The 13,684-nt window shown below is 63.6% G+C and carries 11 protein-coding genes; 7 read left to right on the top strand and 4 right to left on the bottom strand.

Annotated elements, in window-relative coordinates; translation table 11 throughout:
* Positions 1 to 48 precede the first annotated feature (48 nt).
* Complete coding sequence (locus tag ACE4RL_RS16850; protein ID WP_375598259.1) at positions 49 to 2,490, bottom strand: methyl-accepting chemotaxis protein; 2,442 nt, start codon at positions 2,488 to 2,490, stop codon at positions 49 to 51.
* Between the two features lie 223 nt (positions 2,491 to 2,713).
* Here ACE4RL_RS16850 and ACE4RL_RS16845 point away from each other — a divergent pair, with 223 nt between their 5' ends.
* From ACE4RL_RS16845 to rsmD, 7 genes are all read left to right on the top strand, one after another.
* Positions 2,714 to 3,580: a TIGR01459 family HAD-type hydrolase gene (locus ACE4RL_RS16845; protein ID WP_375598258.1), complete on the top strand. Its 867-nt coding sequence runs from the start codon at positions 2,714 to 2,716 to the stop codon at positions 3,578 to 3,580.
* A gap of 8 nt (positions 3,581 to 3,588) precedes the next feature.
* Positions 3,589 to 4,563 carry a bifunctional riboflavin kinase/FAD synthetase gene (locus ACE4RL_RS16840; protein WP_375598257.1) on the top strand — a complete coding sequence of 325 codons (975 nt, stop codon included), beginning with the start codon at positions 3,589 to 3,591 and terminating at the stop codon, positions 4,561 to 4,563.
* A 231-nt stretch (positions 4,564 to 4,794) separates the two neighbouring features.
* The gene (gene ileS / locus ACE4RL_RS16835) at positions 4,795 to 7,767 is read left to right on the top strand and encodes an isoleucine--tRNA ligase (RefSeq protein WP_375598256.1); all 2,973 of its coding nucleotides are present in this window, start codon (positions 4,795 to 4,797) and stop codon (positions 7,765 to 7,767) included.
* Between the two features lie 2 nt (positions 7,768 to 7,769).
* Positions 7,770 to 8,336, top strand: a complete 567-nt coding sequence (gene lspA / locus ACE4RL_RS16830; RefSeq protein ID WP_375598255.1) for a signal peptidase II — start codon at positions 7,770 to 7,772, stop codon at positions 8,334 to 8,336.
* Positions 8,337 to 8,422: 86 nt separating this feature from the next.
* Positions 8,423 to 9,118: a hypothetical protein gene (locus ACE4RL_RS16825; RefSeq protein WP_375598254.1), complete on the top strand. Its 696-nt coding sequence runs from the start codon at positions 8,423 to 8,425 to the stop codon at positions 9,116 to 9,118.
* A 139-nt stretch (positions 9,119 to 9,257) separates the two neighbouring features.
* Positions 9,258 to 10,931 carry a pseudouridine synthase gene (locus tag ACE4RL_RS16820; protein WP_375598253.1) on the top strand — a complete coding sequence of 558 codons (1,674 nt, stop codon included), beginning with the start codon at positions 9,258 to 9,260 and terminating at the stop codon, positions 10,929 to 10,931.
* A 6-nt stretch (positions 10,932 to 10,937) separates the two neighbouring features.
* Positions 10,938 to 11,492 carry a 16S rRNA (guanine(966)-N(2))-methyltransferase RsmD gene (gene rsmD / locus ACE4RL_RS16815; RefSeq protein ID WP_375598252.1) on the top strand — a complete coding sequence of 185 codons (555 nt, stop codon included), beginning with the start codon at positions 10,938 to 10,940 and terminating at the stop codon, positions 11,490 to 11,492.
* Positions 11,493 to 11,514: 22 nt separating this feature from the next.
* Here the strand turns inward: rsmD and ACE4RL_RS16810 are convergent, their stop codons facing one another.
* From ACE4RL_RS16810 to ACE4RL_RS16800, 3 genes are read right to left on the bottom strand one after another with little or no spacing between them, the layout of a single operon-like run.
* Positions 11,515 to 11,931: a Fur family transcriptional regulator gene (locus ACE4RL_RS16810; protein WP_375598251.1), complete on the bottom strand. Its 417-nt coding sequence runs from the start codon at positions 11,929 to 11,931 to the stop codon at positions 11,515 to 11,517.
* The gene (locus ACE4RL_RS16805; RefSeq protein WP_375600305.1) at positions 11,921 to 12,739 is read right to left on the bottom strand and encodes a metal ABC transporter permease; all 819 of its coding nucleotides are present in this window, start codon (positions 12,737 to 12,739) and stop codon (positions 11,921 to 11,923) included. Before ACE4RL_RS16805 ends, ACE4RL_RS16810 begins: the two co-directional genes overlap by 11 nt.
* Positions 12,729 to 13,550: an ATP-binding cassette domain-containing protein gene (locus tag ACE4RL_RS16800; protein ID WP_375598250.1), complete on the bottom strand. Its 822-nt coding sequence runs from the start codon at positions 13,548 to 13,550 to the stop codon at positions 12,729 to 12,731. Before ACE4RL_RS16800 ends, ACE4RL_RS16805 begins: the two co-directional genes overlap by 11 nt.
* Positions 13,551 to 13,684 lie beyond the last annotated feature (134 nt).

Genomic DNA, 13,684 nt, shown 5'->3' with positions numbered 1-13,684 from the left:
AGCAAACCGCTACTGCTTTTGCTCGAAACGCTCCGGGCAGGCTTTCGCCTAGCGGCCAAAACCACCGACGGCGCGCTTGAGTCCGCTCAGCAGGCCGCGAGCGCCCGTTGCGGGCTCGGCCGCCATGCGCGGCTCTTCGGTCCTGCTACCCAGCGTAAATGTACCGATCACGCGATCCAGCTCCGCGGCCTGGGCCTCGGTCTGCTCGATCGCCGCATTGGTTTCCTCCACCAGCGCGGCATTGTGCTGGGTCATTTCATCCAGCTGACGGACGGCCACATTGACCTCCTCGATCGACGAGGCCTGTTCACGGCTTGCCCGGGCCATGCTTTCGAGGAGGCTTGCATTGGCACTGATGCCATGCTGCACGGCTTGCAGGCGCTCAGCTGCCTCAGCGACCAGCTTTGAGCCGCCCTGAACCTCGTGAGCGCTCTGCTCGATCAGGGCCTTGACCTCCGATGAGGCTTCAGCTGCGCTTTGGGCCAGGCGGCGCACTTCGACGGCCACCACGGCGAAGCCCTTGCCGGCCTCGCCCGCCCGTGCTGCCTCCACCGAGGCATTGAGCGCCAGCAGATTGGTCTGGAACGCGATGTCGTCGATCAGGCCGATAATGTTGGAGATTTTGGCTGACGAGGATGTGATGCGTTCCATGGCGGAGTTGGCCTGGCCCATCACCGTGCCACTGGCTTGAGCCTCCGTTGCCACAGTGTGCGCCTGCTTGCTGGCCTCAGCCGCTTCCACCGCATTTTGCGCCACAGTATCGCGCAATTGCTCCATGGCGGCCGATGTTTCTTCAATGGTGGCGGCCTGTCGCGTGGTGCGTTCAGAAAGATCATTGGCACCGGAGAGGATTTCCCCGGTCGCGGTCTTGAGCGCTCCAGACGTTTCGCGCAGCTGGCTTACGATCTCACCAAGCTGTTCGGCCACACCATTGGTGTCGGTCTTGAGCCTGTTGAAGGCGCCCTTGAACTCGCCGGTCACCCGCAGGCTGAGATCGGCCTTGGCCAGGGCCGCGAGCACTTCGCCGGTTTCATCCACGCCGCGCTCCACCGTGGCAAGCAGCTCGTTGACATTGCTTGCCAGCCGTTTCAGGTCCGGATCGGATAGTGCGGTGTCGGCGCGTTGGGTGAAATCACCTTCAATAGCCGCCCCGACCACGCGGTCGATATCAGACTGCAGGGCCTGCATGCGCAGCGCCTGATCCGCGCGCTCTTCGTTCATGCTGACTTCGCTGGCGCGCAGTTCAGCAATCCTGAGCCCGTTCTGACGGAAGACCTCCACCGCCTTGGCCATGTCACCCAGTTCATCCGTCCGGTCCAGACCCGGCACATCGGCATCAAGCTCATTGCCCGCGATCTCGCTCATGGCATCGGTCAGCTTCGCGACCGGCCGGGTAATGGTGCGGGCGATCAGCACGCTCGCGATCGTCGAAAGCGCCAGCATCACCGAGCCGATGACCAGCATCGTATTGCGCAGCCCGGCCGAGGGGGCAAGGATCTCCGAGGTGTTCTCAAGGGCCACCACCGCCCAGTCCGAACCGCCAAAAGAGAGCGGCCGCGCCGCTGCGACATGCGGCACGCCATCGAAACCTGCCAGACTGCCAATACCGGGTGTCCCCTGCAGCGCGTCAGTGACCGCCGGTCCCTCCAGGGTCAGGTTGAACGTTTCGATCTCTGCGGTTTCCGGGGGGTCATTGCGCACCAGCCCATCCTGGCCAACCAGATAGACATGGCCACTCTCGCCCAACCCCTTGGTGCGCGCCAGCACCTCGCTGATGCGGCCAATCGGCATTTGATAGGCCAGGACACCTGCCTGCAGCCCTTGATCATAAACCGGAGCGGCGATGAAGCTGGCCGGCGCGTTATTGCCCGGGCCATAGGGCGCGAAGTCGGTCAGGAACACTTCGCCGGGATTGCCTACAAGCGCGGCGCGCACAACCTTGCCCAGATCCGTATCGGCCCAGGGGCCGCCATTCTCGGCAAAGCTGGTGCCGAAATCGGCTGCTTTCTGCACCGAATAGACATTGTTGCCGCTCAGGTCGAACAGGAACACGTCATAGTAGCCGCGGGTCTGGAGCAGATTGCGGAACTCATTGTGTTGAGCACGATGGATCTGGTCATAGACGGAAAGTTTCTCGGAGGTATCGAGCAACAGGCGCTCGCCTTCCGGGTGCGGGTTGTTCGCGACATAGGCATTGTGCAACAACGCGGCCGGTTCCCCCTGGCCCTTGAGTGAGTGCACAGCCCCGGTGAACGAATAGATTGCCGCCGCAACATCTTTGCGGCCGGCGAACAGCGTCAGGTCCTGCCGAACTTCGGACAGATAGGCATCAAGCGCGGCCGTGGCGTTGTCTGCCGCCGAATTGAGCCGCTGCTGCGCCTGGCTCGTTACGATCGAATCGCCGCTGAAATAGGCCGCGACACCCAGGCCGACGCCGGTCGCCATGGCGATGCCGATGATCAGGATCGGCAGGCGGAGCGAGAGTTTCATTCTGTTCAACATTGAAGGACCGCACCTGACTATGACATGCACCGAGTAATCATGCCCGGCTGCGGCCCCTCCCTCCGCTCCGGAAATATGCCGGATCATAGGAATCGAGGGTTAACGAAGCGAGTCTGATCCTGTCACAGCTCTGCCATATCTGCTTTTTGCTTGATCCTGCGCCGCAAACTGCCACATAGGACCCCATGTGCGATTTGAGCCAAGGCAATCCATGACCGCGCCTCTGCCCACCATCTCCGGCCTCTCCGACCTCTCGGGCCGCTATGACGCCGTCTTGAGCGATGTCTGGGGTGTAATCCACAACGGCGTGTCCGCCTTTCCCGAAGCCGTCGAGGCGCTGCGGACCTTTCGCCGCAATGGGGGCAGGGCGGTGCTGATCACCAATGCGCCGCGACCATCCGCGCCCATCGTGGCCATGCTTGACCGCCTCGGCGTCCCCCGCGATGCCTATGACGCCATTGTTTCTTCGGGTGACGCGACCCGCGCGATGATCGAAAAATATCGTGGCAAGGCTATCCATCACGTCGGTCCGCCCACCGAGGACGACGCGCTCTATGACGGCCTGGGTGTAAGGCGCACCGGCGCCGAAGAGGCCGAGGTCGTGGTCGTCACCGATCTCGATACCGATGACGACACGCCCGAAATGTACCGCGAGCGCGCGCGGCTCTGGCTCAACCGCAAGCTGCCCATGATCTGTGCCAATCCTGACCGGGTGGTCGAGCATGGCGACAAGATCATTTATTGCGGTGGCGCACTGGGCGATCTCTATTCGGCAATGGGCGGCATGGTCCATATGGCCGGCAAGCCCTATCCGCCGATTTACGAACAGGCTTTCGCGCTGGCGGAAGACGCCGCGGGCCGGTCGCTGGACAAGACGCGGGTTCTGGCCATTGGCGACAGTGTGCGGACCGACGCCGCAGGCGCGGCCCAATTCGGCATCGACCTGCTCTTCGTCACCGGGTCCATCCACGCCGCCGAGCTCGACGCCTTCGGCAAGCCCGATCCGCAGGCGATTGCCGACCTCATCGCGCCCAGCCGGGCACACGTGGCCGGCTACCTGCCGCGTCTGACCTGGTGAGGTCCCCAGTGGCCGGTTTTGTGCGTCTTTCCAGCCTCGCCGATCTTCCCCCCCATCTGCGCGGCGCCTGCGTTGCCATCGGCAATTTCGATGGCCTGCACCGTGGCCACCAGTCGATTGTGCGAGCCCTGCGGGTAAAGGCCGATGCTGACGGTGTTCCGGCTCTCTTGCTCACCTTTGAGCCGCACCCCCGCGACGTTTTTGCGCCTTCACCCTTCATGTTCCGGCTCACTCACGGTGATGCCAAGGCGCGGCTGGCCCAAGCCATGGGACTCGATGGCATCATTGTTCTGCCGTTTGACCGCGCGTTTTCGCAGAACGAGGCGGAAGTTTTCGTCGAGACCATGCTGGTGGAGCAATTGGGTGTGCGCAGTGTGATCGTCGGTGCCGATTTTCATTTCGGCCGTCAGCGGCGAGGTACCCCGGCCTTTCTGCGCGCGGCCGGAGAACGGCTCGGCTTCGATGTCGACATTCTGGACCTGATGGATGAAAGCGACGAGCCAATCTCGTCCTCGCGCATCCGCGCGGCCTTGTCGGAAGGGGCTGTCACCGCCGCCAACCGATTGCTGGGGTATCACTGGTTTTTCGAGGGGTGCGTCGTCAAGGGCGACCAGCGGGGCAGGGAACTGGGATACCCCACGGCCAACACCATGACCCCCACTGGCTTTCAACTGGCCCAGGGCGTTTATGCGGTGCGGGCCCGGCTGGGGGACCGGCTGCTCGATGGAGTGGCGGCCTATGGCAAGCCCATGTTCGACAACCAGTTGCCGCCCTTTGAGACGCATCTGTTCGACTTCGATGAGGATATCTACGGCCAAACCCTCACCGTCGCCCTTGTGGGGCATATTCGCGGGCAGGAGGTCTTTGCCGGTCTCGACGAACTGATGGCGGCCATGGATCGCGATTCCAGGAAGGCACGGCAATTGCTGGCCGAGGCGATGCCGATCAGTGCGCTTGATCGCGCGCTGGGCTTCGTCACCTAGCCATCAGGCAGCAAGAGCCGCACCAGCTCGGTCGGGCGGCGGGCGCCGGTAGCGCCGCACGGGGGTGCGCCCTTTCGCGCAGCCCAAATGCGAATGTTTTCGGCGACTTTGCCGCCCTGTTACGGCAGCTAATCGACCCGCTTCTGGCCTGATCGCGGCAAATCAGGCTTTGCCCCATGCGCCATGCCTTGCTAAAAGGCGCGCGAAATCTTCCAAACCGATTGCCGATCCATGAACGACACCGCTCAAAGCGCGACCGAGAAAGACTATTCGGCCACGCTCTTCCTGCCGGAAACCAACTTCCCCATGCGCGCTGGCCTGCCGCAGCGCGAGCCGGACTGGCTCAAGCGTTGGGAAGACATGGACATTTACGCAATGCAGCGCGAGCAGGCCAAGGATCGCCCGCTCTTCACCCTGCATGACGGCCCGCCATACGCCAATGGCAATATCCATATCGGCCACGCGCTCAACAAGACGCTTAAGGATCTCGTCGCCCGCTCCATGCAGATGCTGGGCTACAACTCGGCCTATGTGCCGGGCTGGGATTGCCACGGCCTGCCCATCGAATGGAAGATCGAGGAGCAGTATCGCGCCAAGGGCAAGGACAAGAACGAGGTTCCGGTGGTCGAATTCCGCCAGGAATGCCGCGCCTTTGCTGAACAATGGGTTGACGTGCAGCGCGAGGAGTTCAAGCGTCTGGGCATCCTGGGAGAATGGGAAAACCCCTATCTCACCATGAGCTTTGACGCCGAAGCCCAGATCGCCCGCGAGCTGATGAAGGTCTCTATGACCGGCCAGCTCTATCGCGGCTCCAAGCCCGTCATGTGGTCGGTGGTCGAGCGCACTGCGCTGGCCGAAGCCGAGATCGAATATGCCGACTACGAGAGCGACACCATCTGGGTGAAGTTCCCGGTTTCGCGTATCCAATCGGTCGACGGGAACAACACCGATGAGGTCATCACCCATCGCGAGCACTTGACCGGCGCATCTGTGGTTATCTGGACCACGACCCCCTGGACCATCCCGGCCAACCGCGCCATCAGCTTCTCGAACCGCATCGAATATGGCCTCTATGAAGTCACCGAGGCGCCAGCAGAAAACTGGGCCAAGGTAGGCGACAAGCTGATCCTGGCCGACAATCTGGCGGGCGAAGTCTTCGCCAAGGCCAAAGTGCAGACCTTTGTGCGCCTGCAGCACGTGCCAGCTTCGGTTCTCTCGGGCATCTCGGCGCACCACCCCCTGCGCGGCTTGGGTGGCGGCTATGAGTTCGACGTGCCCCTGCTCGATGGCGAACACGTCACCGATGATGCCGGTACCGGCTTCGTGCATACCGCGCCGGGCCATGGCCTCGACGACTTTGGCATCTGGATGGAATCCACCCGCCTGCTCAACGAGCGCGGCATCGATCCGAAGATCCCCTATTGCGTTGACGATGGCGGCTTCTACACCAAGGACGCGCCGGGCTTCGATGGCGCCCGCGTCATCGACGACAATGGCAAGAAGGGCGACGCCAACCAGCGCGTCATCACCGCCTTGGCCGAGCACGGCAACATCATCGCCCGCGGCCGCGTGAAGCACCAGTATCCCCATTCATGGCGTTCCAAGAAGCCGGTGATTTTCCGCAACACGCCGCAATGGTTTGTCTATATGGACAAGGACATTGATGGCGCGACGGGCGATACGCTGCGCACCCGCGCGCTTGCTTCGATCGACAAGACCAAATTCTACCCCGCCGCCGGGCAGAACCGTCTGCGCGCCATGATTGCCGACCGCCCCGATTGGGTGCTGTCGCGCCAGCGGGCCTGGGGCGTGCCGATCACCGTTTTCGTCCACAAGGAAAGCGGGGAAATCCTGCGCGATGAGACGGTCAATCATCGCATCGCCCAGTCCTTTGAGGAAGAAGGCGCCGACGCCTGGTTCAAGGACGGGGCGGCCCAGCGCTATCTCGGCTCTGACTACAAGGCGGAGGACTACGAGATGGTCACCGACGTCCTCGACGTCTGGTTCGATTCAGGCTCGACCCATTCCTTTGTGCTGCGCAACAAGCAGAAATGGCCGCATCTGAAGTTCCCGGCCTCGATGTATCTCGAAGGCTCGGATCAGCATCGCGGCTGGTTCCACTCGTCCCTGCTTGAAAGCTGCGCCACCAATGGCTACGCGCCCTATGATAGCGTCCTCACGCACGGCTTCACCATGGACGGCGAAGGCCGGAAAATGTCGAAGTCGCTGGGCAATGTCGTTGCCCCGCAGGAGATCATCAAGCAGTTCGGTGCCGATATCCTCCGCCTTTGGGTGGCCTCGTCCGACTATTCGGAAGACCTCCGCCTGGGCAAGGAAATCATCCAGACAACGGTCGACAGCTACCGCAAGCTCAGGAATACCCTGCGCTGGCTCCTGGGCAATCTCGCGCACTTCAAGGCCGGGGACGTTGCTGATCCCAAGGACATGCCCGAGCTCGAGCGGCTGATGCTGCATCGCCTGGCCCAGCTCGATACTGGCGTCCGCGCCGCTTACAAGGAATATGACTATCGCAAGGTCGTCACACTCCTCTCCAACTTCATGAATATCGAGCTCTCGGCTTTCTATTTCGACATCCGCAAGGACACGCTCTATTGCGACCCGATCTCCTCGATCAAGCGTCGCTCGGCACTGACGGTGCTCGATCACCTGTTCAATGCGCTCACCGCCTGGCTTGCGCCAATCCTTGTCTTCACCATGGAAGAATGCTGGCTGGAACGGCACCCGGAGGAGGGCTCTTCGGTCCATCTGCGTCTCTTCCCCGAAATTCCACAGGCCTGGCTGGACAATGACCTTGCCGCTAAGTGGCAGCTCATCCGCGCCGTCCGTCGCGTCGTCACCGGCGCGCTCGAAATCGAGCGCCGTGAAAAGCGCATCGGTTCCTCGCTCGAGGCGGCGCCCAGGGTGTTCATCGCCGATCCGCGCTATGTCGTGGCGCTGGAAGGCCAGGACCTGGCCGAAATCGCCATCACCTCGGCCATTCAGGTCAAGCAGGACGAAGGTCCGTCTGAAGCGTTCCGCCTCGAAGACGTGCCGGGTGTGTCTGTTCTGCCGGCCATGGCAGAGGGTCAGCGTTGCGCCCGTTCCTGGAAGGTGCTGCCCGAAGTCGGCTCCGACCCCGAATATCCCGACGTGTCCCCGCGTGACGCCCAGGCCCTGCGCGAACGCGCGGCGGCAGGTCTCTGACCTTGGCCGCGGTACGGCGTCTCGACATCTCGGTGATCGCTTCCCTCATGGTGGCGATCATCGCCTTTGGGCTGGATCGTGCCCAGAAGGCCTATCATATCGCCGCCGATTGCTACGCCATCGGCCAGTCGGCCTGTGTCAGCGTGCCGTTTTTCTTCGAGCCGCTCTCGCTCACCGGCTGGCGCGGTGGCGAAATGCTCAGCGTCACGCCATTCTTTGACTATGTGCTGGTCTGGAACACAGGCATTTCCTATGGCCTGCTAGACGATCTGCCGGTTTGGGCGCTGGGCGTGATCATGCTTGTAGCCATAGCGGCCCTCTCGGTTTGGTGGTGGCGAAGCCGGGAATTGCTGGTCCGGTTGGGTCTGGCCCTGTGTGTGGGCGGCGCCCTGTCCAACGCGCTGGATCGCCTGATCTATGGGGCGGTGGCCGACTTCTTCCATTTCCACTGGGGAAGCTGGTCATTTTACATCTTCAACATCGCCGATGTGGCCATCACCTTTGGTGTCGTGCTGCTCTTCGTCGATCTGCTGGGACTGTTCCGTCGCCGGGCGCCAAAGCAAGGCTGAGCGGCGCTCTACCACCTTGCTGCCAGAATCTGGTCTTACGGCTGGGAATGCGCTATAGAGGCCGCCGATATCGTAAGGGAATTTGCATGCGCATCGCATTGTTCGGGCAGAGTGCTGCCGTTTCTGCCGCCGCGCGCGCGGGTCTGGCCGCTCTTGGGCTGGTGGCGAGCCTGGCGCTGACGGCCTGCACAACGGTCGAAGGCACCAACGCCATGACCGACTTCGGCACCTTCGAGCGCGAAGTCATGAACACCACCGCCCGCGGCGTTGGCCTGATCCCGGGCGAGGCACCCAAGGAAGAACCGACTGCGGCACGCGCGCCCCTGGTCCTGCCCAAGTCCACCGCTGGTCTGCCCGCGCCCTCCACCCAGGTCGCGGCGGCGCAACTCCCGGCCAATAGCGATACGGTACAGATCGACACGACCAATTTGAGCGAGGCCGACCTCCGGCTGCTGCGCGATGCCCGCGTGGTGGACATGCGGACCCTTGGTGGTCGCCCGCTTACGGAGGCGGAGGCGCGTCAGCTGACAGCACGCATGCAGGCGGCGAACATGGCCGTCACCGCCAATAATGAGCGCCCGCTCTACCTGCCGCCGGCCGAATACTTCACCCGTGTGGGCGATTCCCAGCTTGTTTGCCGTGCCGCTTCGGGCGAACTGGTTTCCCTGCGAGACGACCGTTGCCCCGCCGACGTCCGTCGTGCCCTGCAGGAAGCCAATCCCGGTGTTTCCAGCTCCGGCCTGATCGGTTCCGACATCAACAAAGTCCTGGGCCAGAACTAATAGTCCCTTCGCCTCGCTTGAGGTGACACGACCAAATTGACGCCTCACCATAGGGTGGGGCGTCTTCGATTTTTCCGCGCCGCCCGCCATGGCAATCCTGCTCATGGCATATGGGTCCCGCATGTCAGAAAGTGCTCCAATGAGCGATACTCCCAAACAGCCCGAATCCGCCGATCGCCTGGCCAAGGTCATTGCCCGGGCGGGACTCTGCTCCCGTCGCGACGCCGAAGGCTGGATTGCCGATGGCCGCGTGGCCGTGAACGGCAAGATCGTCCTGACGCCAGCCTTCAACGTCACCAGCCGCGACAAGATCGTGATAGATGGTCTGCCGCTCGCGGCCCGCCAGGGCACCCGCGTCTGGCTCTACCACAAGCCTGCGGGCCTGGTGGTCACCGAGAAGGATCCCGAAGGGCGCCCGACCATTTTTGAGGAACTGGACCGCAAGGGCCTGCCGCGCGTGCTGACCGTTGGCCGCCTGGATATCAATACCGAGGGTCTTTTGCTGCTCACCAATGACGGCGGCCTGAAGCGGGTGCTCGAACTGCCGTCCACCGGCTGGCTGCGCCGCTATCGCGTGCGCGCCTTCGGTTCAGTCACCCAAGCCCAGCTCGATAGCCTCAAGCACGGTATCAGCGTCGATGGCGTGCAATATGGCCCGATCACCGCAACCCTTGAGCGCGAGCAGGGCAGCAATGTGTGGATGGTCCTGGGCCTGCGCGAAGGCAAGAACCGCGAGGTCAAGAACGTCCTTGGTTCGCTCGGCCTTGAAGTGAACCGGCTGATCCGGATTTCCTATGGTCCCTTCCAACTGGGCGACCTGCCCGAAGGCGGCGTAGAAATGGTCAAGTCGCGCATGCTGCGTGATCAGCTCGGCAAGAAGCTGGCTGAGTCTGCCGGCGTCGACTTTGAAAGCGAGGCGCCCGATATGGTGCAGCCGCCGCCGCGTGACGACCGGCCTGTTCGCTCGCCCCGCGACCGCGCGCCGCTTCGGCCCCGTCCGGGTGCCGACGGCCGTGGTGGCCGCCCCGGCTTTGGGGAGCGCGAGGAAGGCCGCACGGCCCGCCCCAGGCGTATTCATTTCGAGGATGATGGTCGGGCGCCCGAGGCCTATGAGCCCAAGGGTCCTGGCCGCGCGCGCAATGATCGCGACGACCAGCCGGCGCGGGGTTTCGGCAAACCCGCTGGCCGGCCCGAGCGGTCTGATCGCCCCGAGGGTCGCAAGAGCTTTGGGGATCGTCCACCACGCCGCGACGGCGACAAGCCGGCCCGCGGCGGCTTTGCCGATCGTCCCAAGAGGGATTTTGGCGACCGGCCTTCGCGCGGTCCGCGCCCCGAGGGCCGTTTCGAAGATCGCCCCAAGCGCAGCTTTGGCGACAAGCCGGCGCGGGGTGGTTTTTCCGACCGTCCCAAGAAGGACTTTGGCGACCGTCCGGCCCGCGGTCCACGTCCTGAAGGCAATTTCCAGGATCGCCCCAAGCGCGATTTTGGGGATCGTCCGCAACGGCCCGTCGGGGACAAGCCGCCGCGCGGTCCGCGCACCGAGCGGCCTCAGGGTGAGCGCCCTGCGCGCGGGGAGCGGCCGCAGCGCGCCGACGCCCGTCCGGGCGGCAAGGCCTTTGGCGATCGCAAGCCCTACGCCGGCAAACCCGGCGGCTCGGCCAAGCCCTATGCTGGCAAGCCCTATGCCGGGAAGCCTGGCGGTGCGCGTCCTGCCGGCGGTCGCCCCGGTGGCAAGCCGTTCTCGGGCAAGCCGGCGGGGTCACGGCCGACCGGTGGGCGACCTTCGGGCGGCCCGCGCAAGCCCCGGGGCTAGCCGATCATGCGCATCGTTGCCGGCAAGTTTCGCGGCAAGCAATTGTCTTCGCCGTCGGATGACAGCATCCGGCCCACCTCGGACCGGGCGCGCGAGTCGATGTTCAATATCCTCGGTTCGCGGCTGGGGCCGGTTCTGGAGGGCAAGCGAGTGCTGGACCTGTTTGCCGGCACCGGAGCGCTTGGCCTCGAAGCGCTGTCGCGCGGTGCTGCCCACGTCACCTTTGTCGATACCGGGGCAGAGGCGCGCGGCCTCATTCGCGACCACATCCAGGCTTTTGGCGCGGCCGGTATCACCAAGCTGCTGCGCCGCGATGCCACGGCGCTCGGCACGCCGGGCACCTTTGGGCAGTTCGACCTGATCTTTCTTGATCCGCCCTATGGCAGGGGGTTGGGCGAGAAGGCCCTGGCCGAGCTGGCCGGCAATGGCTGGATCGCCCCGGGCGCCACCATCGTCTGGGAGGAGGCTGCAGATGCCGAGGTCACGATCCCGTCCGGTTTCGTGCTGGAGGACACGCGCGAATATGGCGCAGCCGCTGTGCGCTTCCTGACGTTCGCATAGGGCGCCAGGGGCTGCGCAGTCGCTACGCGGCCGCCTTCAGGCAGGTGGCACATTTGCCGCGGATTTCCATGGTGGTGCGCTCGGTCTTGAAGCCTGTGTCCTTGGCCCAGGCCCCCAGACGTTCCTCGATCACCTCGTCGGCGAACTCATCCACCTTGCCGCAGGCCTCGCAGATGGCGAAGGCGATCAGCCCCTTGCGATGGCAATGCTCATCAGCGCAGGCCACAAAGGCATTGAGCGATTCCAGGCGGTGGGCGAGGCCTCGCTCCACCAGCTTGTCGAGTGCCCGATAGACCTGCAGCGGCGCCCGCAACCCCTCGCTGCGGAGCAGGTCGAGAATGTCATAGGCCGAAAGCGGGGCCGGCGCGTGATTGAGCGTGCCCAGCACCAGTTCCTGATTCCGGGTCAGATCTGCCGGCATGGCATGGTCATGCGCCATCTTGTTCTCTCCTGCCAAACAGCCGCGCCGTCGGTATGCTCAAGGATACCAGAAACAGCGCCAAAGCCATCACCACAATGGATGGTCCCGAAGCGGTATCCCAGGTGCGCGACCCGAACAAGCCGCCCACCACTGCAAGCGCCCCCAGCGCGGCGGCCACCAGGGCCATTATTTCCGGCGTCGCGCTCAGCCGCCGCGCCGTAGCAGCGGGGATGATGAGCAAAGACGTGATCAGCAGCACACCCACCAGTTTCATCGCAATGGCGATGACGCTGGCCATCAACAGCATCAATATGATGCGGCTGACTTCCGGTCGCAATCCTTCGGCTTCTGCCAATTCGGGGCTGACCGTGGCGGCCAGCAGCGGCCGCCAGTTCAGCACCAGAATGACAAGGATGGCGAGGCCCCCGCCATAGATGATGGCGATGTCCTCCACCGACACCGCCAGAATGTCCCCGAAGAGAAAACCCATCAGATCGATCCGGACCTGGGTCAAGAAGCCGACGATGACCAGGCCAACCGCCAGGCTGGAATGGCTGAGAATGCCAAGCAGGGCGTCGGTCGAAAGCGTGTTCTGCTTCTGCAGCAGCAGCAATGCACCGGCCACCAGTGCCGCCACGGCGAACACGCCAAGGGTCACGTTGACCGAGAGCAGGATCGACAGCGCCACGCCCAGCAAAGCAGAATGCGCCATGGTGTCACCGAAATAGGCCATCCGCCGCCAGACGACGAAACAGCCCAGCGGGCCGGTTACCGCGGCCAGGCCCACCCCGGCAATCAGGGCGCGGGAAAAGAAGTCACCGAACATGGTCGTGACCTTCATGCTCGTGGCGGTGGTCGCCATGGGGATGCTCATGTTCGCCATGTGCCCCCACCACGCAGCCATCGTCGTGGTGCTCATGGTCGTGATGGTGCTCATAGAGGGCAAGCGCCGAACCCGCCCGGTCCCCGAACAGCCTGAGATATTCCGGGCTATTCTTGACAGCATTGGGCGTGCCCCGGCAGCACACGTGCCCGTTGAGGCAAATCACCGTATCGGTCTCGGCCATGACCACATGCAGGTCGTGACTGATCATCAATATGCCTGCCTGAGTTGTGTCGCGGATCTGCCGGATCAACTGGTAGAGTGCCACCTCGCCGGAGAAATCGACACCTTGCACTGGCTCGTCTAGCACCAGCAGATCCGGTTTGCGGATCATGGCCCGGGCAAACAATACTCGCTGAAACTCGCCGCCGGACAGCTCTTGCACCGCCGCCCGGAGCAGGCGTGACGCACCCACCGCTTCCAGCGCCGCGGAGATTTCGGCAGCCGAAAACCGACCGGTCAGGGTCATGAGCCGCTCCACCGTCAGCGGCAGCGTCCAGTCAATCGCCAGCTTCTGCGGCACATAGCCGATTGTCAGCCCCGGCAGCCGCGAGACGGAGCCCATGCTTGGTCTCAGCACGCCAGTCACCATCTTGGCGGTCGTCGACTTGCCCGAGCCGTTCGGACCAATCAGCGTCACGATCTCGCCGCGCGCAATTGTCAGGTCCACCCCTTCCACCAGTACGCGTCCGCCACTGCGCACGCCCGCCTTGTTAAGGGTGATCAGGTTCTGTTTTTCCGGCGTCTGCAGCATAGTGACTCAGATTTCTGCGGCCGCTTTGCGTGGCAGCGGTCATGGGGGCATTGGGGCAGTGTGTGGGGTGGCGTCACCACGCAATTGGCATCAGAAAAGAAACCGCCTTGACGCCTGTCAATACGTTATAGCAT

This window comes from Devosia polycyclovorans, from assembly GCF_042181575.1.
In the GTDB taxonomy this organism is placed as follows: Bacteria; Pseudomonadota; Alphaproteobacteria; order Rhizobiales; family Devosiaceae; genus Devosia; species Devosia polycyclovorans.
The sequence above is the reverse complement of the archived record's forward strand: the minus strand, read 5'-3'. Positions and strand labels throughout refer to the sequence as shown.

Bases quoted from the DNA above. Each gene is read 5' to 3' on its own strand.
- ileS (WP_375598256.1), top strand. From the start codon at position 4,795: ATGAACGACACCGCTCAAAGCGCGACCGAGAAAGACTATTCGGCCACG.
- ACE4RL_RS16820 (WP_375598253.1), top strand. From the start codon at position 9,258: ATGAGCGATACTCCCAAACAGCCCGAATCCGCCGATCGCCTGGCCAAG.
- ACE4RL_RS16800 (WP_375598250.1), bottom strand. From the start codon at position 13,550: ATGCTGCAGACGCCGGAAAAACAGAACCTGATCACCCTTAACAAGGCG.
- rsmD (WP_375598252.1), top strand. From the start codon at position 10,938: ATGCGCATCGTTGCCGGCAAGTTTCGCGGCAAGCAATTGTCTTCGCCG.
- ACE4RL_RS16825 (WP_375598254.1), top strand. From the start codon at position 8,423: ATGCGCATCGCATTGTTCGGGCAGAGTGCTGCCGTTTCTGCCGCCGCG.
- ACE4RL_RS16850 (WP_375598259.1), bottom strand. From the start codon at position 2,490: ATGAAACTCTCGCTCCGCCTGCCGATCCTGATCATCGGCATCGCCATG.
- ACE4RL_RS16845 (WP_375598258.1), top strand. From the start codon at position 2,714: ATGACCGCGCCTCTGCCCACCATCTCCGGCCTCTCCGACCTCTCGGGC.
- ACE4RL_RS16805 (WP_375600305.1), bottom strand. From the start codon at position 12,739: ATGTTCGGTGACTTCTTTTCCCGCGCCCTGATTGCCGGGGTGGGCCTG.
- ACE4RL_RS16810 (WP_375598251.1), bottom strand. From the start codon at position 11,931: ATGGCGCATGACCATGCCATGCCGGCAGATCTGACCCGGAATCAGGAA.